At 64.3% G+C, this 19370-nt stretch carries 20 protein-coding genes; 14 read left to right on the top strand and 6 right to left on the bottom strand.

Features of this window, described 5'->3' with window-relative positions; all coding sequences use genetic code 11:
* Window positions 1-59: 59 nt before the first annotated feature.
* Both ACVWZA_RS02165 and ACVWZA_RS02160 read right to left on the bottom strand, forming a co-directional pair.
* Window positions 60-1454 carry an amidase gene (locus ACVWZA_RS02165; RefSeq protein ID WP_457309501.1) on the bottom strand — a complete coding sequence of 465 codons (1395 nt, stop codon included), beginning with the start codon at window positions 1452-1454 and terminating at the stop codon, window positions 60-62.
* On the bottom strand, window positions 1451-2350 hold the full coding sequence (locus ACVWZA_RS02160; RefSeq protein WP_457309500.1) for a haloalkane dehalogenase: 900 nt from the start codon (window positions 2348-2350) through the stop codon (window positions 1451-1453). The genes ACVWZA_RS02165 and ACVWZA_RS02160 overlap by 4 nt, the downstream gene beginning before the upstream one ends.
* Before the next feature lie 161 nt (window positions 2351-2511).
* Between ACVWZA_RS02160 and ACVWZA_RS02155 the strand changes: the two genes are divergently transcribed.
* The 4 genes from ACVWZA_RS02155 (at window position 2512) to dinB (ending at window position 6003) form a co-directional block, all read left to right on the top strand.
* A complete protein-coding gene (locus ACVWZA_RS02155) occupies window positions 2512-3411 on the top strand; it encodes a LysR substrate-binding domain-containing protein (RefSeq protein WP_457309499.1) in 900 nt (299 codons plus the stop codon).
* Window positions 3412-3458: 47 nt separating this feature from the next.
* Window positions 3459-3722, top strand: coding sequence for a hypothetical protein (locus ACVWZA_RS02150; RefSeq protein WP_457309498.1), 264 nt, complete (start codon window positions 3459-3461; stop codon window positions 3720-3722).
* Window positions 3723-3814: 92 nt separating this feature from the next.
* Window positions 3815-4897, top strand: a complete 1083-nt coding sequence (locus ACVWZA_RS02145; protein ID WP_457309497.1) for a winged helix-turn-helix domain-containing protein — start codon at window positions 3815-3817, stop codon at window positions 4895-4897.
* A 41-nt stretch (window positions 4898-4938) separates the two neighbouring features.
* Entirely contained in the window at window positions 4939-6003 is a 1065-nt protein-coding gene (dinB, locus tag ACVWZA_RS02140) for a DNA polymerase IV (protein ID WP_457309496.1), read from the top strand.
* A 428-nt stretch (window positions 6004-6431) separates the two neighbouring features.
* Here the strand turns inward: dinB and ACVWZA_RS02135 are convergent, their stop codons facing one another.
* On the bottom strand, window positions 6432-7760 hold the full coding sequence (locus tag ACVWZA_RS02135; RefSeq protein WP_457309495.1) for a NupC/NupG family nucleoside CNT transporter: 1329 nt from the start codon (window positions 7758-7760) through the stop codon (window positions 6432-6434).
* A gap of 149 nt (window positions 7761-7909) precedes the next feature.
* On the opposite strand from ACVWZA_RS02135, the gene ACVWZA_RS02130 reads away from it, so the two are divergent.
* From ACVWZA_RS02130 to ACVWZA_RS02095, 8 genes are all read left to right on the top strand, one after another.
* On the top strand, window positions 7910-8545 hold the full coding sequence (locus ACVWZA_RS02130) for a queuosine precursor transporter (protein WP_457309494.1): 636 nt from the start codon (window positions 7910-7912) through the stop codon (window positions 8543-8545).
* Between the two features lie 76 nt (window positions 8546-8621).
* Entirely contained in the window at window positions 8622-9521 is a 900-nt protein-coding gene (gene argB, locus ACVWZA_RS02125) for an acetylglutamate kinase (RefSeq protein ID WP_457309493.1), read from the top strand.
* Window positions 9522-9564: 43 nt separating this feature from the next.
* Window positions 9565-9912, top strand: a complete 348-nt coding sequence (locus tag ACVWZA_RS02120; protein ID WP_457309492.1) for a hypothetical protein — start codon at window positions 9565-9567, stop codon at window positions 9910-9912.
* Window positions 9913-10054: 142 nt separating this feature from the next.
* Window positions 10055-10411, top strand: coding sequence for an energy transducer TonB (locus ACVWZA_RS02115; protein ID WP_457309491.1), 357 nt, complete (start codon window positions 10055-10057; stop codon window positions 10409-10411).
* A gap of 77 nt (window positions 10412-10488) precedes the next feature.
* Window positions 10489-10794 (top strand): YggT family protein, encoded by a 306-nt coding sequence (locus ACVWZA_RS02110; protein ID WP_457309490.1) that lies wholly within the window; start codon window positions 10489-10491, stop codon window positions 10792-10794.
* Between the two features lie 94 nt (window positions 10795-10888).
* Window positions 10889-11764, top strand: a complete 876-nt coding sequence (gene folD, locus ACVWZA_RS02105) for a bifunctional methylenetetrahydrofolate dehydrogenase/methenyltetrahydrofolate cyclohydrolase FolD (protein ID WP_457309489.1) — start codon at window positions 10889-10891, stop codon at window positions 11762-11764.
* On the top strand, window positions 11764-12378 hold the full coding sequence (locus tag ACVWZA_RS02100) for a hypothetical protein (RefSeq protein WP_457309488.1): 615 nt from the start codon (window positions 11764-11766) through the stop codon (window positions 12376-12378). Before folD ends, ACVWZA_RS02100 begins: the two co-directional genes overlap by 1 nt.
* A complete protein-coding gene (locus ACVWZA_RS02095; RefSeq protein WP_457309487.1) occupies window positions 12375-12995 on the top strand; it encodes a MarC family protein in 621 nt (206 codons plus the stop codon). The genes ACVWZA_RS02100 and ACVWZA_RS02095 overlap by 4 nt, the downstream gene beginning before the upstream one ends.
* 31 nt (window positions 12996-13026) lie before the next feature.
* Here ACVWZA_RS02095 and ACVWZA_RS02090 read toward each other — a convergent pair whose 3' ends face one another.
* Window positions 13027-14814, bottom strand: a complete 1788-nt coding sequence (locus tag ACVWZA_RS02090; protein ID WP_457310050.1) for an AcrB/AcrD/AcrF family protein — start codon at window positions 14812-14814, stop codon at window positions 13027-13029.
* Window positions 14815-14920: 106 nt separating this feature from the next.
* Between ACVWZA_RS02090 and ACVWZA_RS02085 the strand changes: the two genes are divergently transcribed.
* Together ACVWZA_RS02085 and ACVWZA_RS02080 are read left to right on the top strand one after the other, a co-directional pair.
* Window positions 14921-15337 carry a GtrA family protein gene (locus tag ACVWZA_RS02085; RefSeq protein WP_457309486.1) on the top strand — a complete coding sequence of 139 codons (417 nt, stop codon included), beginning with the start codon at window positions 14921-14923 and terminating at the stop codon, window positions 15335-15337.
* On the top strand, window positions 15337-16068 hold the full coding sequence (locus ACVWZA_RS02080; protein WP_457309485.1) for a class I SAM-dependent methyltransferase: 732 nt from the start codon (window positions 15337-15339) through the stop codon (window positions 16066-16068). The genes ACVWZA_RS02085 and ACVWZA_RS02080 overlap by 1 nt, the downstream gene beginning before the upstream one ends.
* 54 nt (window positions 16069-16122) lie before the next feature.
* Here the strand turns inward: ACVWZA_RS02080 and ACVWZA_RS02075 are convergent, their stop codons facing one another.
* Window positions 16123-17160 carry a glycosyltransferase family 2 protein gene (locus tag ACVWZA_RS02075; protein WP_457310049.1) on the bottom strand — a complete coding sequence of 346 codons (1038 nt, stop codon included), beginning with the start codon at window positions 17158-17160 and terminating at the stop codon, window positions 16123-16125.
* Window positions 17161-17221: 61 nt separating this feature from the next.
* Window positions 17222-19312, bottom strand: coding sequence for a RelA/SpoT family protein (locus tag ACVWZA_RS02070; RefSeq protein ID WP_457310048.1), 2091 nt, complete (start codon window positions 19310-19312; stop codon window positions 17222-17224).
* Between the last annotated feature and the right edge of the window lie 58 nt (window positions 19313-19370).

The following is a 19370-nucleotide window of genomic DNA, read 5'->3' as shown; positions in this document are numbered from 1 at the left end:
CCGGGCGGGAGCAACTCCGTTCAGCCCCCGGTCGTTCTCGCGCTCAACGGTCGGCCGACTCAACCGATAGGGTGCCTGCGATGCCAGGAGGTCGAGCCCTGATAGGCGATGCCCGCACGGATCAGCCCTGCTTCGTGCAGATGGCCCGCCACGAGCTGGAATCCGATCGGCATACCGGTCGCGTCATGGCCGCCGGGCAACGTAAGCGTCGGCAGGCCGGTCATATTGAAGGGACAGGTATAACGCTGAAGCGCGGCGATCAGGTGCGGCTGGTCGCCCAGCGTGCGGATGCGCTCCAGGGTGAGCGGTGCGAACGGATGGACCGGGGTCAGTAGCAAGTCGATCCGCGCGAGCAGCGCGTCGAACGCGCCACGCAGTGCCATGCGGCGCAACAGGATCCGCTGATACTCCATGCCCGACATGGCATGGCCCTGATCGAGAACCGCAGCGAGCACAGCGCCATAATCCAACTTGCGCGACGGATAGGTGGCCTGGTGCGCGACGGCGGCCTCCACCGCGCAATTCGCCGGCCAGTCGGCGACGGCGTCACCGACATCGGGCACCGTCACCTCGACGATCTCGGCCCCGAGCGCAGCAAAAACCTCCAGCGCTCCGGCGAGAACGGGCGGAACGATGTCATCCACGCCGTCGCCGTTCCACGCCGGATCGACCCCGATCCGGACCCCGCGCAAATCGCCCGTCGCTTCGCCGAAGCGACGGGGTGCCGGCGCCTGCACGGCGGTCAGATCCAGCGGGTCGGCGCCGGCAACAGCATCGAACAGCAATCCCGCGTCAGCCGCACTGCGCGTCAACATGCCGACATGGTCGAGTGAAGCGGCCAGTTCGAACACGCCGTAACGGCTTACCCGGCCCCAGCTCGGCTTGAGACCAGTGATGCCATTGGCCGCAGCCGGCCAGCGGATCGATCCGCCCGTATCGGAAGCGAGCGCGCCGTAACAAAGCCCCGCCGCAACCGCGACGGCCGGCCCGCTTGACGAGATGCCCGGCCAATAGTCCGCATTCCACGGATTGACCGGCGGCGTGACCGACGGATGATAGTCCGAATAGGCCCCTTCGGTCATTTCGAGCTTGCCGAGCAGGATCGCACCCGCCTCGCGCAACCGGCGGACGGCGGTTGCATCCTGCGCGGGCCGGAAATCGCGATGGATCGCGGTTCCAACCGCCGTCGGCGCATCCCTGGTCCAGAACAGGTCCTTGATGCCCAGCGGTACTCCATGAAGCGGGCCGCGCGCCTTTCCTGCTGCGATGTCCGCCTCGGCTTGCCGTGCCACGGCCAGCGTTTCCTCCGCCATCAAACAGGCATAGCTGTGCAGCGTGCGGTCTAGCGCCGCGATCCGGTCGAGCTGCGCCTGAACCACATCGACCGGCGACAGGTCACCGCGAGCAATCGCCGCGGACAATTCTTCGATCGTCAGATACTGCAACTCGGTCATGCAGCGAATCTGCCTGCGAGAACGGCGGCGATGAACTGTGCGATCGCCTCGCCCACCTCGCGCGGCGAATCTTCCTGCAGGAAATGCGCGCCCTCGACCGTGACCTCCTGCTGATTGTGAAAGCCGCGGCAATAGTCGCGCTGGGCGCCGATCAGAAAGCCGGCGGGGTCGCCATTGATGAACAGCTTCGGGACCGGGCTGGTCGCAAGCCAGGCCGAGTAAGCCTCGACCACCGCGACGACATCGGCGGGCTCGCCGGCGATCGGCAAGTCGCGAGTCCAGGCCAGCATCGGTCGGCGTGCTTCGCCCGGCACGCGAAAATGGCTGCGATACACTTCCATCGCCTCGCCGGAGAGACCGCGCAGCGGCAACAGATATTCGATGAACAGATTCTGTTCGAGAATCATCTTTTCCCCCGCCGCCGTGCGCTGGCCCTGGAAGAAATCGCGCGTCACTGCCGGCCACTCGTCCCATGACAGGAAAGGGCGCACGATCCCCTCCATATGGACGATCGCCTTGATCCTGTCGGGATGACGTCGCGCCCAGTCGAATCCGAGCGCCGAGCCCCAGTCGTGCACCACCAGAATGACGTCATGATCGAGGCCGAGCGCATCGAACCAGCCATCGACATAGCGCTGCTGGTCGGCCAGCCGATAGGCGCCGTTCGGCTCGGCACCCGAATTCCCCATCCCGGGATAATCCGGTGCGAGGCAGCGGCCGAAGGGCAGCGCATGCGGGATGATATTGCGCCACAGATAGGAAGGCGTGGGATTGCCGTGGAGAAAGACGATCGGATCGCCTTCGCCGACATCGACATAAGCCATCGGCACGCTGTGGACGGTGACATAGTTGCGGAAGATCGGGTTCTCGGTCGAGATTTCGGGCGCGGGATTCATGGCGGAACTCCTGACATCATGCGTCAACGAAGTAGCCGCGCTTCACTGAATCGTGCCGTTGGGCGATAGTTCATCGTTGTTGTGCGATCCTTTCTTGACATATATGCTGCGACTGACAAACGATCGTCGCTAACTTAACTAGATAAGTTTTTCTAATGCGAATGCCCGTATTGAACGGATTGCGCACCTTCGATGTCGTGGCCCGGCATTTGTCGATGAAGCACGCTGCCGAGGAATTGTGCGTCACCCCCAGCGCGGTCAGCCAGCAGCTTCGCGGTCTTGAGGACGAACTTGGCGTGGCACTGTTCCGGCGGGCGAACCGTGCCATCTACCTCACCGACGCAGGGCAATCGCTATTGCCGGGGGTGCGCCAGGCCTTTCGCCTGATGGCCGAAGCGGCGGACCGGGTGCGCGGCGGTGTCGAGAGCGGCGTCCTGACGATCAGCGTGACGCCATTCTTTGCGGAAACCTGGCTGGTTCCAAGGCTCGCCGACTTCCAGGACCGACATCCGACGATCGACTTGCGCGTGATGGCGGCGACGGGACTCGCCAATCTCGCGGCAGGCGAGGCCGATATCGCGATTCGCCACGGCCTCGGCAAATATCGCGACATGGTCAGCGACTTGCTGATCGCGCCGATGGTCGTGCCGGTGGCCAGTCCCGATCTCGTCGCCCGGCTCGGATCGCCCGCCCATGCCGCCGGTTTGCTCGACTGGCCGAAAGTGCACGGTGCTGATCGCGGGGGCTGGGCCTTATGGTTCGAGCATCAGGGCCTGGCATTGCCGGGCGCGGCGCGGGGCGCTTCGTTCGACGATGTCGGACTGTTGCGGATCGCGATCCTGTCGGGTCATGGCGTCGGACTGTTGCCCGCAGCGCTGGCCGAGCCGGACATCAGCGACGGAGGGCTGATCGCGCTTGCCGATCCGGCGCTGCTCGACGGGCTCGCTTATTATCTCGTCACCCCGGTCGCCACCACACTCCGGCCACCGATCATGGCCTTTCGCGATTGGGCGCTCGGGCAAATTCTCGCGTCCGGCGCCGGTGACGACGGCACTGGATAAGGCTACACGATCGGTCGGCCACGAAAATGCTCTCTTGGGAAACTGACTTGGACCTCGACGCCCTGCTCTATCATTATTTCGGCACCGAAAGCCTCGAGACGCTCGACGAAGCCGCGATCCAGTCGGGTCTCGAGCGGCTGCGCATCGATTTCGGCACCGAGCGCGACCCGAGCCGGCGTTTTGCCTTGTGGGTGCTGCTGCATGGACTTGGCGAGGCGCCCGATCCGGCGACCGCGTTCAAGGATGCGAGGGAGAGGCAGGCAGCGGAGAATTATGCCAGGGCCGCCGAGCGCGCGGAGCGCAACTCCTGACCGAAACGCTGAGCATTTCACTGGCGAGGCGTATTGCGCTGGGGGCGCAGGGCTTCGGCGCGGCGCTGCCAGAGACTGTCGGCCAGCATCATTTGCGGCGCACGATCGATACGCTGTCGCTGCACCAGATCGACAGTGTCAATGTCGCGGTGCGGGCGCATTACCTGCCGGCGTTTTCGCGGCTCGGAGATTATGACCGCACGCTGATCGACCGCGCCGCCTGGGGGCCGAAGCGCGAACGGCGGCTGTTCGAATATTGGGCGCATGAGGCATCGCTGCTGCCGATGGCGCTGCATCCGCTGCTGCGCTGGCGCATGGCGCAGGCCGATCGCGGCGAGGGCGGCTGGACCAGCCTCAGGCGCTTCGCGACCGAACGGCGCGGTGAAGCCGAACTGATCCTGGAGCGTATCCGGAGCGACGGGCCGATGGCCGCCTCCGATTTCGAGGAAGGCAAGAGCCGCAGCGGCTGGTGGGAATGGGGCGATACCAAACAGGCGCTGGAATGGCTGTTCCGTGCCGGCCACATCACCACCGCAACGCGGCGCGGCAGCTTCGAGCGCGTGTATGACGTCACCGAGCGTGTTATCCCGGCGGAGATCCGCGATGTACCCACGCCGAGCGATGTCGATGCGTTCCGCGCACTGACCGAGCGCGCCGCACGAACGTTGGGCGTGGCGACCGAGACCGATCTGCGCGACTATTTCCGCCTCAAGCCGGAGGCTGCGCGGACCAGTGTCGAAACATTGGTCGAGGAGGGTGTGCTCATCCCGGTCGCGGTGAGCGGATGGAGCAAACCCGCTTTCCTCCATCACGAGGCACGCCGACCGCGACGCATCACCGGCGCAGCGCTGCTGGCCCCGTTCGATCCGCTGATCTGGGAACGCGCGCGGACCGAACGGCTGTTCGATTTCCATTATCGCATCGAAATCTATGTCCCGGCCGAGAAGCGCCGGCATGGCTATTATGTCCTGCCTTTCCTGCTCGACGATCGTATCGTCGCGCGCGTCGATGTGAAGGCCGACCGGCAAGCGGGCCGGTTGCTCGCGCACCGTGTGACGGTCGAGTCCGGCGCTCCGGGCGAGACGATCGAGCGGCTTGGCGTCGAACTGCGACGCATGGCCAGCTGGCTCGGGCTGGAAAATATGGCGGTCGGCGCGGTGGTGCACGCAGAATAAAGACGCTTACCGCCGGGGCCGGAGGCGCATAAAAAGCCGCCGTGACCCGCAAGATCATCCATGTCGATATGGACGCATTCTATGCGTCGGTCGAACAGCGCGACAATCCCGACCTGCGTGGCCGGCCGCTTGCCGTCGGCGGGTCGAGCGGGCGTGGCGTGGTCGCGGCGGCGAGTTACGAAGCGCGCACGTTCGGCGTCAGATCGGCGATGCCGTCGGTTACCGCGCTGCGCCGCTGCCCCGATCTGGTGTTCGTGCCGCCGCGCTTCGAAGTGTATCGCGCGGTGTCGGCGCAGATCCGCGCAATCTTTCAAGACTATACGCCGCTGGTCGAACCGCTCTCGCTCGACGAGGCCTATCTCGACGTGACCGACAATCTGCGCGGCCTTTCTTCGGCGACCGCGACGGCGGCGGAAATCAGGGCACGTATCCTCGAGACGACCGGGCTGACCGCCTCGGCGGGCATTTCGTACAACAAGTTCCTCGCCAAGCTCGCATCGGACCAGAACAAACCCAATGGCCAGTGCGTCATCCCGCCCGGCGCGGGTCTGGACTTCGTCACAGCATTGCCGGTCGGCCGCTTTCACGGCATCGGACCCAAAACCGCGGAACGGATGAACAAACTCGGCATCGTTACCGGCGCCGATCTGCGGACGCACGAATTGCAGTTCCTCCAAGCCCATTTCGGCAAGGCTGGTGCCTGGTACCATGCCATTTCGCGCGGCGAGGACGACCGGCAAGTGACGCCCGACCGGCCACGCAAGTCGTCAGGTTCGGAAACGACCTATGAAGTCGATCTGATCGAGCCCGAACAGGTCGAGGCGGGCGTGCGCGCGATGGCCGACGATGTCTGGGCCTGGTGCGAGAAATCGGGCGGGCGCGGGCGCACCGTCACGGTCAAGGCGCGCTACGCCGATTTCCGCCAGGTCACGCGCAGCCGGACCCGCGCGTCGCCGGTGGCGGACAAGGAGACGCTGTACGATGTCTCGCTCTCGCTGGTACGCACGCTGTTTCCGCTACGCGCTGGCATCCGGTTGATCGGGGTCACACTGTCGACCTTCGACGCGGAGGAGGACACGACGCCGCAACTCGATCTCGAAATGTGACAAACCAAGCCTGCCGCGCGCTTGCCTTCGCCGCGATTCTCATGCCGTTCCCGCTGTTATATCGACGCAAATTTTTTCCATGCTGTTAATCGGCCGGACTGGTCCGATTTTCCGGCTGTTTTCCAATGAGTTGAAGCCGCTGCCGCTGTTATCGAATAACAGCGGTGGAACAGCCTGATAACAGCACGGAACAGCACGCTGTTATGCGCCGGAACAGCGTGCCCGACGCAGCTGGACAATTTCAACGATGAGAAAGAGCGGAGCGGAAATGCCGATGGTCTTCCGTCCGCTTGCATGCTGCAACAATCGGCCCCGGTCTTGAATCGGCACCGCCACTCGGACCGAACCTGCCCCCCGATTTCGCCCCGAGCTTGCCGAAAGGTCGCTTTTCTTCGACCCGGAACAGTGACCTCAGTGCATCGGCTCGCTCAGGGAATCAGCAACCCCGCCAGCGCCGCCGACATCAGGTTGGCGAGACTGCCCGCGCACAGCGCGCGCAGGCCGAGCTTGGCGATCATCGGCCGCTGATTGGGCGCAAGGCTGCCGGTGACCGCCATCTGGATCGCGATCGAGGAGAAATTGGCGAACCCGCAGAGCGCGAAGGTGACTACCGCGACAGTGCGCGGAGAAAGCGCCGCCGCTTGCTTGCCGAGGTCGATATAGGCGACGAATTCGTTGAGCACGATCTTCTGCCCGAACAGCCCGCCCGCGGCGCCCGCTTCGTTCCACGGCACGTTGAGCAGGAACATGATCGGCGCGAAAACATAACCGAGCAGGGCCTGGAAGCTCAGATTCTCCAGGCCGAACCAGTGACCGATGCCACCAAGGATGCCGTTGGCGAGCGCGACCAGAGCGACGAACGCCAGCACCATCGCGCCAACCGCGACCGCCAGCCTGACGCCGGTTTGCGCACCCTGCGCCGCCGCCATGATGATGTTGGCGGGCTTTTCTTCGTCATGGCTCGCCTCGGGCATGGGTTCGCCGGGCGTTCCCTCGGGCAAGAGCGCGGCCGGACCTTGTCCGCTGACGCGTGCCTCGGACAGCTTGATCTGCTGGTCCTCGGGATGGTCGCCGAGCGGCAACTCGCCCTGAACGGTCGCGGGGACATCGGGCATGATGATCTTGGCCATCAGGATGCCGCCGGGCGCGGCCATGAAGCTCGCGGCGAGCAGATATTCGATCGAGATACCCATTGAGGCATAGGCGGCGAGGATCGTACCGGCCACACCGGCCATCCCGCTGGTCATCACGGTGAACAGCTGCGCCGGGGTTAGGCTGGCGAGATAGGGGCGGATGACGAGCGGCGATTCGCTCTGCCCGACGAAAATGTTGGCCGCCGCGCACAGCGATTCGACCTTCGATACGCCGATCACCCATTCGATCGCACCACCGATCCAGCGCACGACGAACTGCATGATGCCGAGATAATAGAGGATCGACACGAGGCTGGCGAAGAAGATGATTACCGGCAGCGCCTGAATCGCAAAGTTCGCGCCCAGAGGATCGGCGGCAAGCTTGCCGAATAGAAAGCTGGTGCCGGCATTGGCATAGCCGAGCAGATTGGCGACGCCGCCCGACAGGAACTGCAGCACATGCTTGCCGGCGGGCACATAGAGCACGAGCAAGGCGATACCGGCCTGCAGCGCGAACGCCGCACCGACCACACGCAGACGGATCGCACGGCGGTTGTTCGACAACAGCACCGCAATTCCGAGAATGACGGCGATCCCCGCCAGACCGATCAGAAACTTGTTCATCGATTAACCCCGCCGGCGTTTGCCACGCCCAATTGGCCCCAGCTTCGCAGCATAAGCGGAAGTTGTGCAAGGAAATTGCGCCCCTCCCGATGCGCCCGCCCCTCACCTGCCGGATTGACGCAACGGCGCAAGCCATTAGCGTCGCTGCCATGAACCAAGCCAGTCCTGCGATCCCGCGTTCGCTCTTCATCTTCTCGGTGCTTTACGGCGGCATGGTCTGCATCGCCGGCGTGCTCGGTGTGAAACAGGTCGCGCTTGGGCCGCTTGCGGTGGAGGCCGGCATTTTTGGGTTCCTGTTGCTGGTCGTCATAAGCAGCGCGATCGCGGAGCTGTACGGCCAGAAAACAGCCACCAGCCTGGTCCGGCTAGGGTTCATCCCCCTGATCGTGTCGGCCAGCCTGATCCAACTCGTTCTGGCGCTCCCGCATGATCCGGGAATGTATCCGCCAGCGATCGACGCCTTCCCGATCGTGGTCGGGCAAAGCGCCCGCATGATGATCGCCGGACTGATATCCTATGGCATTTCCCAGACGTTGAACGTGCTGATCTTCTCCAAATTGTCGCGTGGTGAGGGCAAGCTGGTCTGGCTCAGGGGAATGATCGCCAGTGTCATTTCACAGATCATCGACACTTTGCTGTTCATCACCATCTCCTTTTATGGCGAACGGCCGATCCTGCAGCTGATGGAAGGACAGATGCTCACCAAGGTCGTGTTGTCGATCGTGCTGGTACCGTTCCTGATCACCGGCTTCGTCGCAATCGGACGGCGGCTGGACCGCACTTGACCCCGATACGATCGGCCGCGCGGTTCGATCCAGCACACCGCTTTCACTGGCGTAACTTCGGGGTTATGGCGCGCGCATGACAGATCATTCGCCAGACCCCGCTTTGCTCGCCAAGGCCGAAACGCTGACCGAAGCGCTGCCCTATATGCAGCGCTATGCCGGGGCGACCTTCGTGGTGAAATATGGCGGTCATGCGATGGGCGATCCGGAACTGGCCCGCGATTTCGCCGAGGACGTGGTGCTGATGAAAGCGGTCGGGATCAACCCGGTCGTGGTGCATGGCGGCGGGCCGCAGATCGGCGCGATGCTCAAGAAGCTCGGGGTCGAATCGAGCTTCATCGACGGCTTGCGCGTGACCGATGCGCAGACCGCGCAAGTCGCGGAAATGGTCCTGTCGGGGGCGATCAACAAGGAACTGGTTGCGTGGATCGGCCAGGCCGGCGGTCGCGCGGTGGGCATTTCGGGCAAGGACGCAAGCTTTGTGCGGGCAAAGAAGGTCGAGCGAACCAAGCGCGACCCGGATAGCAATATCGAGCGCGTGGTCGATCTCGGCTTCGTCGGCGAGCCGATCTCGGTCGACCGCTCGATCATCGACACGCTGAGCGCGGCGGGCGTCATCCCAGTGGTCGCGCCGATCGCGATCGGCGACGACGGCCATACCTACAACATCAATGCCGACACCATGGCCGGCGCTGTCGCCGCGGCGATGGGCGCGTCGCGGCTGTTCCTGCTGACCGATGTCGCGGGCGTGCTCGACAAGCAGGGCGAGTTGCTCACCGATCTCGACCCGGCTGCGATCGCCAAGCTGCGCGCCGATGGCACGATCAGCGGCGGCATGATCCCCAAACTCGAAACCTGCGTCGCGGCGGTCGAGGGCGGGGTCGATGCGGCAGTCATCCTGGACGGGCGCGTGCCGCATGCGATGCTGCTCGAGATCTTCACCCGCCAGGGCGCGGGAACCCTCGTCCACCGCTGACGTTCGCTTCAGGCGCGGCACGCGCTTGAACAGGGAGAACGTCATGCATCGTCTCTTATCGCTTATCGCCTCGATCACAGCAGCAGCCTTGCTCGCGGGATGCAGCATACTGAACGGACCCGGCGCGGCGGATATCGAGAAAATCGCGCGCCAGCAGATGCTGGACAATCTCGGCCCGGACGCCGGCGACCCGGCGGCGAAAAAAGCGCTCGAGGCGGCGGTGGCCGGTGCGACGATTTCCAAGAGCGGGCTGTGCAACAACAGCACGCCGGACCGCCAGGCCTGCGCCGTCAATGTCTCGATCACCATGCCCGGCGCGACCGAGGCCACCATGCAGACCTTCGTCGTCGAACTCGCCAAAGGCGCCGATGGGACATGGAAGGGCGTCTGACCGCACCGCGCCCTCGCGGCTGAGCACGGAACGATCCATGTCAGACCCGTGACGTTTTCGTGTCGCCCACCGTCACACCAGTGTCGCGTCAGCTTAACATCGTCGCGCTAAGCCGAAATCCGGTAAAGCGAAGGAAACGGCGATGACCCACAACCACAGCTTCGACGAGGCACGCTGGATCGCGGCCCTCGGCACCGCAATCGATCGCGCCACGGCGCCCGACCCGGTCTCTCCGGGTATTGCCTATCGCAGCGGCGCGACAACGCTCGCCTTTAGCGTCGATGCGGGCGGTGCGATCGCCGATATCCGCATCGTGCAAGGATCGGGCGACGCCAGCCTCGATCGGCGCGCGATCGCCAAGCTGCGCCGGGCCGAGCCGCTGCCGAGCGGTCCGATGGGCGTTGCCCGGCGCACGCATCTGGCGGTCGTCAGGGTCGCCGAGCCGGTGCGCGCTGCCCGACCCGTAACGGAAAAACCGCGGACCCTTGCAACCGCGTAACGATTGAGCCGGGCGCCCTTGTTCAGGGTACCCGCTTTCCGCTATCGATGCATATCCACGCTCAGCGGAGAGCAGCTTTGATCTTCATCCTTGGTATCGTTCAGGTACTGCTTAATGTCGTCTGGTGGATCATCATCGTTCAGGCGATCCTTTCATGGCTGCTCGCGTTCAATGTCATCAACACCCATAACGACACGGTCCGTACGATCTGGGAGGCGCTGAAGCGCATGACCGAGCCGCTGTATCGGCCGATCCGGCGCATCCTGCCCGATTTCGGTGCGCTCGACTTGTCGCCGCTGGTCGTATTGCTGATCCTCTATATCCTGATGAACAATGTGATCCCGGCGCTGCAGATTCAGTTGATGACCGCACCGACGGTCTGATCGCCCGCCCGGGCCGAACGCGGCGACGGATCCGTATCGCGGGCGATGTCGCTACGCTGGCGGGAATCGCCGCCGCATTCTATGGGGCCGAGGCATGAGCGCAGAGATCATTGACGGCAAGGCATTCGCCCAGGCCCTTCGCGGGCGCATAGCCCTTCAGGTCGCGGAATTCCGTGCGGCAGCCGGACGCGCGCCGGGGCTCGCCGTGGTGCTGGTCGGTGAAGACCCGGCCTCCGCCGTCTATGTCCGCTCGAAGGGCAAGGCGACGCATGCGGCGGGGATGGAGAGCTTCGAACACCGCCTGCCCGCCGACGTACCGCAGGCGGAACTGCTCGCACTGGTCGATACACTCAATGCCGATCCGGCGGTCGACGGGATTCTCGTCCAGCTGCCACTGCCGGGGCATATCGACGAGCGTCTGGTGACGACGCGGATCGACCCCGATAAGGATGTCGACGGTTTCCATCCGGTCAATGCCGGGCGGCTGGCGACCGGGCTGAACGGCTTCGTGCCGTGCACCCCACTCGGTTGCCTGATGCTGCTCAAAGACCGGCTCGGCGATCTTGCCGGGCTCGACGCGGTGGTGATCGGCCGGTCGAACATCGTCGGCAAGCCGATGGCGCAATTGCTGATCGGCGAAAGCTGCACCGTGACGGTGGCGCATTCGAAGACCCGCGACCTGTCCAGCGTGGTGCGCCGCGCGGATATCGTCATCGCGGCGGTCGGGCGGCCGCAGATGATCAAGGGCGAATGGATCAAGCCCGGCGCAACGGTGATCGATGTCGGCATCAACCGAACCGAGCAGGGGTTGGTGGGCGATGTCGATTTCGCCGGCGCGGCAAGCGTCGCGGGCGCGATCACGCCTGTGCCGGGCGGGGTCGGGCCGATGACCATCGCGGTCCTGCTGCGCAACACGTTGGTGTCCGCGCATCGCCGGGCGCTGGTGCCCTATGACAAGGGAGCGCTGTGATGCTGTTCGCGATGCTGCTTGCAGCCGCCGCTCCAGCACCGGCTGTCACAGCCATCGATGCCGAGCGCGCCTTTGCTGCCGTCGCGCAGACAGGCGGGCAATGGACCGCCTTCCGCCGCTACGCGACCGACGATGCGATGATGTTCGTGCCGCAGCCGATCAGGGCGCAGGAATTCCTCAAGGATCGCAAGGATCCGCCCAAGGCGATCAATTGGTGGCCGACCGAGAGCTATGTCTCGTGCGACGGATCGCTGGCGATCAATACCGGCGGCTGGAGCCGTCCGGATGGGGCGGTCGGTTATTTCTCGACCGTGTGGGTCAAGCAGCCTGACGGCAACTGGAAATGGATCGTCGATGGCGGTGGCGGGCTGGAAAAACCGCGCCCCGCTCCTGCGCAGCCCAAGGTCGTTCGTGCGCACTGCGGCAAAAATCTAGATCGAACGATAACGGTCGCCCGCGACGCGAAAGCGAGCAATGGCCAGTCCGCCGATGACACCCTCGCGTGGCAGTGGGTGGTAGCGACGGACGGCCGCAGACTATTCGAAGCACGGCTTTGGAACGGAAAAAAGTTCGTCACCGTAATCGCCGACAACATTGCAGCCGCACGGCAATGATCGAACTCTTCGTCTCTTCGCTGATCACCTTTTTCGTGGTGATCGATCCGCCGGGCTGCGCGCCGATCTATGCCGGGCTGTCGGCGGGCGCGACATCTGCCAATCGGCGGTCGATGGCGGTGCGCGCGGTGCTGGTCGCTGCGGCGATCCTGCTGGTCTTCGCGCTGTTCGGCGAGGATTTGTTGCGCGGGCTCGGCATCAGCCTGGCGAGCTTCCGTATCGCCGGCGGCATCATGCTGTTCCTGATCGCGCTGGAGATGGTGTTCGAGAAACGCACCGAACGCCGCGAGGACCGCGCCGCCAAGGTCGCGGCCGCACCCGAGGTCGAGGATGTGTCGATCTTCCCGATGGCGATGCCGATGATCGCCGGACCGGGGTCGATCGCATCGGTCATGCTGCTGATGAGCAAGAATGAGGGGATCGAGCGATCGCTCGTGATCCTCGGCGCATTGGCGACAATCCTGTTACTGACCCTGATCGCGCTGCTCGCCGCCGGCCCGCTCATGCGCGTGCTCGGTGCGAAGATCGAGGCGGTGATCACCCGGCTGCTCGGCGTGCTGCTGGCGGCGCTGGCCGTACAGTTCGTGATCGACGGAATCCGCACCAGCCTGACCTGAGAGTCAGTTTGAACATGCGCTGAACGCGGGCCTATGGCTTCAGTGCGGCGGTCCCGTAATCGATGCGGAACAGGCGAAACGGCGATTTCTTAGGCAGCGGTAGCGGTTTGAGCCAGGCGGGGACCTTGCCGGTGGCGAGCTGGTCGTAGAACCCACCGGGATTGCGCGCCCGATAGACCGTCGACTCGGCCATGTTCGGGCACACCAGCAGCAAGGTTGCGCCATGGCGCTTGGCGATCGTCCGGAAATCCTCCGCCGAGCGCGAAAAGGCGTGCTGCACGTCGAGGATCGCGTCGCCGTTGCGGTGATAGGGGCCGGCGACCGCATTGTGATGCGTCGTCGCGATCAGCCGCGGGCCGAGATCGACAAAGGTGAAGATGGTCTGTGCGGGATAACGGTCGAGCGGCTGCAGCGCCGGTAAGGTCATGCACAGACCGCTGGCGCGGTTGACGACATTGGTGCGCGGGGTGGGCCGATCGATCGGCAGATATTTGATCGCGGCGCCCGCAAACATGCCCGACACCGCCATGAACCCGATGACCGTGCCGAAGACGCGAACCAGCACATTCTTGTTGTTGAGCGTCCAGCCGAGCACGATCCAGGCAAGCGCGACCGCGCCGGGCACGGCGAGCAGTTGCGCCGCCGGACCGGCACGTGCCTGCCACAGCAACATCAGGCCGGCGAATGTCGAGAACATCAGCACCGGTACCCAGCCGTTGATGCTGATGTCGTTCCTCGCGCGCCAGCTGGCGAACGCCGCACCGAGGATGCCGATCACTGGCAGCGTGACGATCGGGAACGCCATGCGGAACGGATGTTTGTAGATCGGCCGCGCCTCGCGAACATTGTCGAGCCAGGTCCGCGCCAGTTCGGGCGACACTTGTTCGGGGCGCCCAAGGCATTGCGGGAAGAGCAGCGCAAAACCACCCGCGATCACCGCACCGGCGACCAGCGCGAGCGTCAGGCGAAGCCAGCGCTGTTCCGGGCTGAGCCGTGCCAGCGCAAACAGCAATCCGCCACCGACCACCATCACGCTCAGCCAGACCGGGGTCAGTGCGTCGCAGCGCAACACTTGGTTGGCGTGCGACGCGAACAGCAGGAAACCGATCCCGCTGCCGCCGGCGAGCGTCAGGCCATAAATCGACAGGCGCGCCGCTTCGCTTCGGTCCCACGCCCAGCGCAAGGTGATGATCGCGCCGGCCATCGCCGCATAAGGCAGCAATTCGAGTCCGATATTGAGCGACACCGCGCTCGCCACGCCGACCAGCGCGCCGCCGCGCATCTTTTTCGGGTCGGCCAGGCCCGCAACGGTCAGGCTGAGCATCGCGAGTTGCCAGCCATGATGGTCGATGCGATCGGGCATGAACATCAGCATCGTCGCGGTGCAGCCGATCAGGACGACGATCGCCAACGGCCAGGCGACCGGGCTGACCAGCCGCCGCGCAGTCGCGGCGAGACCGATCATCGCAATGCTCAGCGGCAACAGCGGCGCGATCCCGCAAGCGAGCTGTTCCGCCACGGGCGTGCCGGTGAATGGACGCAGGATCAAGATCAGGCCGGCGATCGGCAGATCGACGATCCGGCTCCAATGGATATCGAAACCACCGGGCGGATTGAGCCGGTACTGGCGCAGATCATACCAGCCCTGCCCGTCGAGCAAGGCGCGGACCTGCATCAGGCGCATATTGTCGTCGGTATCGCCCAGCGCCAGCCAATGGATCGAATACCAGCGATCGAACACATACCAGACGAGCAACACGCCCCACGCGATCAGCGTCAGCCGCAGCCAATAGCGATCGAGTTCGTCCCTGAGCGGCATGGTTTTCGGACCGTCGTTCAAAATGCTTCCCTCGCCCTGCTTCGCGCTCTAGTGCCACCGCCACAAAGGGCAAGACAGTGTGACGGCGATTATCAGACGATTTGAGATGTGGCGGACGAGTGGCATGCTCGGCCAGTTGATTCGCTTCGGCATTGCCGGGGGGATTTCGACGGTCATCTATTCGGCGGTGTACCTGCCGCTATCGGCCTATGTCTTTCGCCACGGCAACGCCGTACTCGCGGTGCCGTTCGCCTTCGCCGTCGCGGTGACCTGCGGTTTCTTCCTGCACAGCGGCTGGAGTTTCAAGGGGCATGGCACGCGCGACACCAGCGGCCGCCAGCATGTGAAGTTCCTCGTCGTGCAGGGCATCGGCCTGGCGCTCAACGCGGTATTCACCTGGGTACTGACCGGACCGCTGCATCAGCCCAATTGGGTTCCACTGATCCCGGTCGTGCTGATCACGCCGATCGCGACCTTTGCGCTCAATCGCCAATGGGTGTTCGGCGAGATGGCGAAAAACTGATGGATAGAATCGTTTACGACCGCATGGCGGCGCATGACTCGACGCACTGGTGGTACCGCGCGCGGCGCGACATCCTGGCCGATTACCTGACGCGCGAGGGCAATCTGCCCGACAATGCACGGATCCTGGAGATCGGTTGCGGCACCGGACATAATTTGCCGATGCTGGCGAGCTTCGGGACGGTCGAAGCGATCGAGATCGATCCGGCCGCGCGCGACATCGCCAGCCTGAGGCTCGGGCGCGAGGTCAGCGCCGCGCCATTGCCGATCCTGCCCGGGGTCGAGCGCGGCGCGTACGACTTGATCGCGGTGCTCGATGTGGTCGAGCATATCGAGGACGATATCGCGGCGCTGAAGGCGATGGCGACGTGCCTGAAGCCCGGCGGCAAGATCCTTATCACCGTGCCGGCGCATCAATGGTTGTGGAGTGCGCACGACGTGGTCAACCATCACCATCGGCGTTATTCCAAAGCGACGCTGACCGCGGCGATCCGCAAGGCCGGGCTGGAACCACGCAAGCTCGGTTATTTCAATTCGCTGCTGTTCCCGCTCGCTGCCGCGGCGCGGCTACTCGGGCGGATGACGGGCCGCGACGATAGCGACGATTCGCCCCCGCCCAAGGCGGTCAATTCATTGTTCGAGATGATCTTCCGGATGGAGCGCCATCTTGTCGGGCGGGTTCCGATGTCGCCTGGCGTTTCGATCATCACCCTGGCGGCGCCAAAGGCCTGAGCCGTGCTCGCTCGCTCGTTCGAGAGCGATTAGCCGAAGCGTCCTTTGATACGGCTACTCAGGGCGAACGGCGGCGGTTGCCTCGGGCGCTGGAATAGGCTCGGCCCGCAATTCGCCGCGCGGCTCGGCGCGATAACCCAGCGTCGCGGTACCCTTAACCGGCCCGGCGATGTCGGACACGAGGTAGAGCGGGCGGCGTTTCGATTCGACATAGAGCCGGCCGAGATATTCGCCGATCATGCCGAGCACGAACATCTGCACCGCACCGAGCAGTACCACGACCAGCATGGTCGAGGTCCAGCCCTGCACTGCCGTCCCGGAAATAAAGCCGATCGCAATATACACGAACAACAACAGCGACAGGCCGGTGAGCGCAAGGCCGACATGGCTGGCGAAACGCAAGGGCGCAGTCGAAAAGCCGGTCACCGCGTCGAACGCGAGACGCACCATCTTGCCGAGCGGATAATTGGTCTCACCGGCATGACGCTCGGCGCGGTCGTACAGGAACGGTACCTGACGGAAGCCAATCCATGCGACCATGCCGCGGATGAAGCGCGCCTGTTCGGGCAAGGACAGAAAGGCGTCGAGCGCGCGCCTGCTCATCAGCCGGAAATCGCCGGTGTCGAGCGGGATCGGCGTGTCGGTCAGCCGGTCGAGCATGCGGTAGAAGATCGCCGCGGTGATCTTCTTGAACACGGTCTCGCCCTCACGCTTGCGGCGCACGGCATAAACCACATCGGCGTCCTGTTCGGCCATGGTCCGGCGCATCTCGACGAGCAGTTCGGGCGGATCCTGCAGATCGGCGTCGATAATCAGGATCTGCGCGCCGGCGCACAGATCGAGCCCGGCGGTCAGTGCGAGCTGATGCCCGTGGTTGCGCGACAGGTTGATCGCGACAAGATGCGGATCGCTCGCGGCGAGGCGCTGCATCGCCGGCCAGCTGCCGTCGCGCGACCCGTCATTGATGAAGATGACCTCATAATCCTCGCCCACCGCCGCACGCGCCGCCGCCGATACGCGCGCATGGAGCAATTCGAGGCAGGATTCCTCATTGTAGCAGGGAATGACGACGGAGAGTGCGGGGCGGTTCATGGCAAGCGATGTAACGGCTGGCGCGACGCTCGTCATCCCCGTCCCATCCCTAACGGCGCATTCAGACCCGTTCGACCGTGCTGACCGCGTCGGCCGCGCGCAGGGCGGCGATCACGCGCGTCAAATGCTGCACGTCGTGCACTTCGACATCGATGGTGTTGGTATGAAAGCCGGTGTCGCGATTATCGAGCCGCAGGTTGACGATATTGGCCTTTTGCGCGCCGATGATCGTCGCGATCGTGCCGAGCGCGCCGGGTTCGTTCTTGACCTCGACCAGGATGCGCCCGATCGCCCCCTCCGTCTTGTCGCCCCAGGCGAGGTCGACCCAATCGGCATCGTCGCCCGACACCAGCTTCTCGCAATCGATCGCATGCACCTCGATCCCCTTGTCGGGACGGCGCAGCCCGACGATCCGGTCACCGGGCACCGGATGGCAGCATTCGGCCAGGTCGAAGGCTACGCCAGGGGTCAGCCCGCGGATCGAGATCGCGCTCGATTGCGGCGGCAGCTCGCGCATTGCCTCGGCCCCCGCCGATCCGGGCATCAGCGCCTCCATCACCTCGGCATCGGTGATGCGGCGACGCGCGATCGCTTCCATCAGGGATGGTTCGTCGACCAGCTTCAGCCTTTTGAGCGCGGCCTTCAGCGCATCGCCGGCGATCTGCGCGGGCAGGCGCTGGACGATCTCGTCATAAATCTTGTGACCGAGCGCCTGGGTTTCCTCGCGCTCCTTGTGGCGCAGATGGCGGCGGATCGCGGCGCGCGCCTTGCCGGTGAAGGCGAAGTTCATCCAGTTGGGCTGCGGCTCCTGTGCCTTGGAGCGCAGGATCTGCACCTGGTCGCCGTTCTCGATCTGGGTGCGCAGCGGCACGATTCGGCCGTTGATCTTCGCGCCGACCGCCTGGTCGCCGAGATCGGTATGCACGGCATAAGCGAAGTCGATCGGGGTCGCGCCCTTGGGCAGCTGATGCAATTCTCCCTTGGGCGTGAAGGCGAAGATGCGGTCCTGGTACATCGCCATGCGGGTGTGTTCGAGCAGTTCCTCGGGCGATTCGGCGGTGTCGAGGATCTCGATCAGGTCGCGGATCCAGGTGACCTGGGTCTCCGGCTTCACCTTGTCCTGCTTGTACGCCCAGTGCGCGGCGAGGCCGAGTTCGGCTTCTTCGTGCATGTCCTCGGTGCGAATCTGGATCTCGACCCGGGTATTGTCGGCATGGATTACCGATGTGTGGAGCGAGCGGTAGCCGTTGCGCTTCGGCGTCGAGATATAATCCTTGAAGCGGCCCGGGACCATCTGCCAGCGGCGATGGATCACCCCCAGTGCCTCGTAACAGGCCTCGACACTTGGCACGATCGCGCGGAACGCCATGATATCGGAAAGCTGTTCGAAGCTGATGTGCCGCTCGGCCATCTTCTTCCAGATCGAATAGGGATGCTTTTCGCGACCCGACACGTCCGCCTCGACACCGTGACGCGAGAGCAGGAGCTTCAGCCCCGATCCGATCTTGGCGATGCGATCCCCGCCGCCTTCCTTCAGTTGCGAAAGACGGCGGTCGATCGATTGATAGGCTTCGGGTTCGAGCTGCGCGAAGGCGAGCGTCTGCATCTCCTTCATGAATTCATACATGCCGATTCGCTCGGCGAGCGGGGCATAGATGTCCATCGTCTCCTTCGCGATCCGACGGCGCTTGTCCGGATTGGCGATGTGATGGAGCGTGCGCATATTGTGCAGCCGGTCGGCGAGCTTGACCAGAAGCACGCGGATATCGTCCGACATGGCGAGCAGGAATTTCCGCAGATTCTCCGCCGCGCGCTCATTCTCGGTCTGCGCCTCGATCCGCGACAGCTTGGTGACGCCATCGACCAGTCGCGCGACCGCAGGGCCGAACAATTTCTCGATCTCCTCGATCGTGGCGACGGTATCCTCGACCGTGTCATGGAGGATCGCGGTGGCGATCGTCTCATCGTCGAGATGGAGCTCGGTCAGGATGCCGGCCACCTCGATCGGATGGCTGAAATAGGGGTCGCCTGAGGCGCGTTTCTGCGTGCCGTGCGCGTTGACCGAGAAGACATAGGCGCGGTTGAGCAACGCCTCATTGGCGTCGGGATCGTAGCTCAGGACGCGATCGACAAGTTCATATTGGCGCAGCACCCGGCCAAGATGGGGCCGGGTGCTGCTGCTTTGCAACAAATTCGTTCTTTAGTGCTTT

It is taken from the genome of Sphingomonas sp. UYAg733, from assembly GCF_054057355.1.
This window is presented reverse-complemented; position numbering and strand designations above follow the sequence as displayed.

What these genes read in the sequence shown, in the direction of transcription:
- ACVWZA_RS02165 (WP_457309501.1), bottom strand. Translation starts at nt 1,454, where the DNA reads ATGACCGAGTTGCAGTATCTGACGATCGAAGAATTGTCCGCGGCGATT.
- ACVWZA_RS02160 (WP_457309500.1), bottom strand. Translation starts at nt 2,350, where the DNA reads ATGAATCCCGCGCCCGAAATCTCGACCGAGAACCCGATCTTCCGCAAC.
- ACVWZA_RS02155 (WP_457309499.1), top strand. Translation starts at nt 2,512, where the DNA reads ATGCCCGTATTGAACGGATTGCGCACCTTCGATGTCGTGGCCCGGCAT.
- ACVWZA_RS02135 (WP_457309495.1), bottom strand. Translation starts at nt 7,760, where the DNA reads ATGAACAAGTTTCTGATCGGTCTGGCGGGGATCGCCGTCATTCTCGGA.
- ACVWZA_RS02130 (WP_457309494.1), top strand. Translation starts at nt 7,910, where the DNA reads ATGAACCAAGCCAGTCCTGCGATCCCGCGTTCGCTCTTCATCTTCTCG.
- argB (WP_457309493.1), top strand. Translation starts at nt 8,622, where the DNA reads ATGACAGATCATTCGCCAGACCCCGCTTTGCTCGCCAAGGCCGAAACG.
- ACVWZA_RS02120 (WP_457309492.1), top strand. Translation starts at nt 9,565, where the DNA reads ATGCATCGTCTCTTATCGCTTATCGCCTCGATCACAGCAGCAGCCTTG.
- ACVWZA_RS02115 (WP_457309491.1), top strand. Translation starts at nt 10,055, where the DNA reads ATGACCCACAACCACAGCTTCGACGAGGCACGCTGGATCGCGGCCCTC.
- folD (WP_457309489.1), top strand. Translation starts at nt 10,889, where the DNA reads ATGAGCGCAGAGATCATTGACGGCAAGGCATTCGCCCAGGCCCTTCGC.
- ACVWZA_RS02100 (WP_457309488.1), top strand. Translation starts at nt 11,764, where the DNA reads ATGCTGTTCGCGATGCTGCTTGCAGCCGCCGCTCCAGCACCGGCTGTC.
- ACVWZA_RS02095 (WP_457309487.1), top strand. Translation starts at nt 12,375, where the DNA reads ATGATCGAACTCTTCGTCTCTTCGCTGATCACCTTTTTCGTGGTGATC.
- ACVWZA_RS02090 (WP_457310050.1), bottom strand. Translation starts at nt 14,814, where the DNA reads ATGCCGCTCAGGGACGAACTCGATCGCTATTGGCTGCGGCTGACGCTG.
- ACVWZA_RS02085 (WP_457309486.1), top strand. Translation starts at nt 14,921, where the DNA reads ATGTGGCGGACGAGTGGCATGCTCGGCCAGTTGATTCGCTTCGGCATT.
- ACVWZA_RS02080 (WP_457309485.1), top strand. Translation starts at nt 15,337, where the DNA reads ATGGATAGAATCGTTTACGACCGCATGGCGGCGCATGACTCGACGCAC.
- ACVWZA_RS02075 (WP_457310049.1), bottom strand. Translation starts at nt 17,160, where the DNA reads ATGAACCGCCCCGCACTCTCCGTCGTCATTCCCTGCTACAATGAGGAA.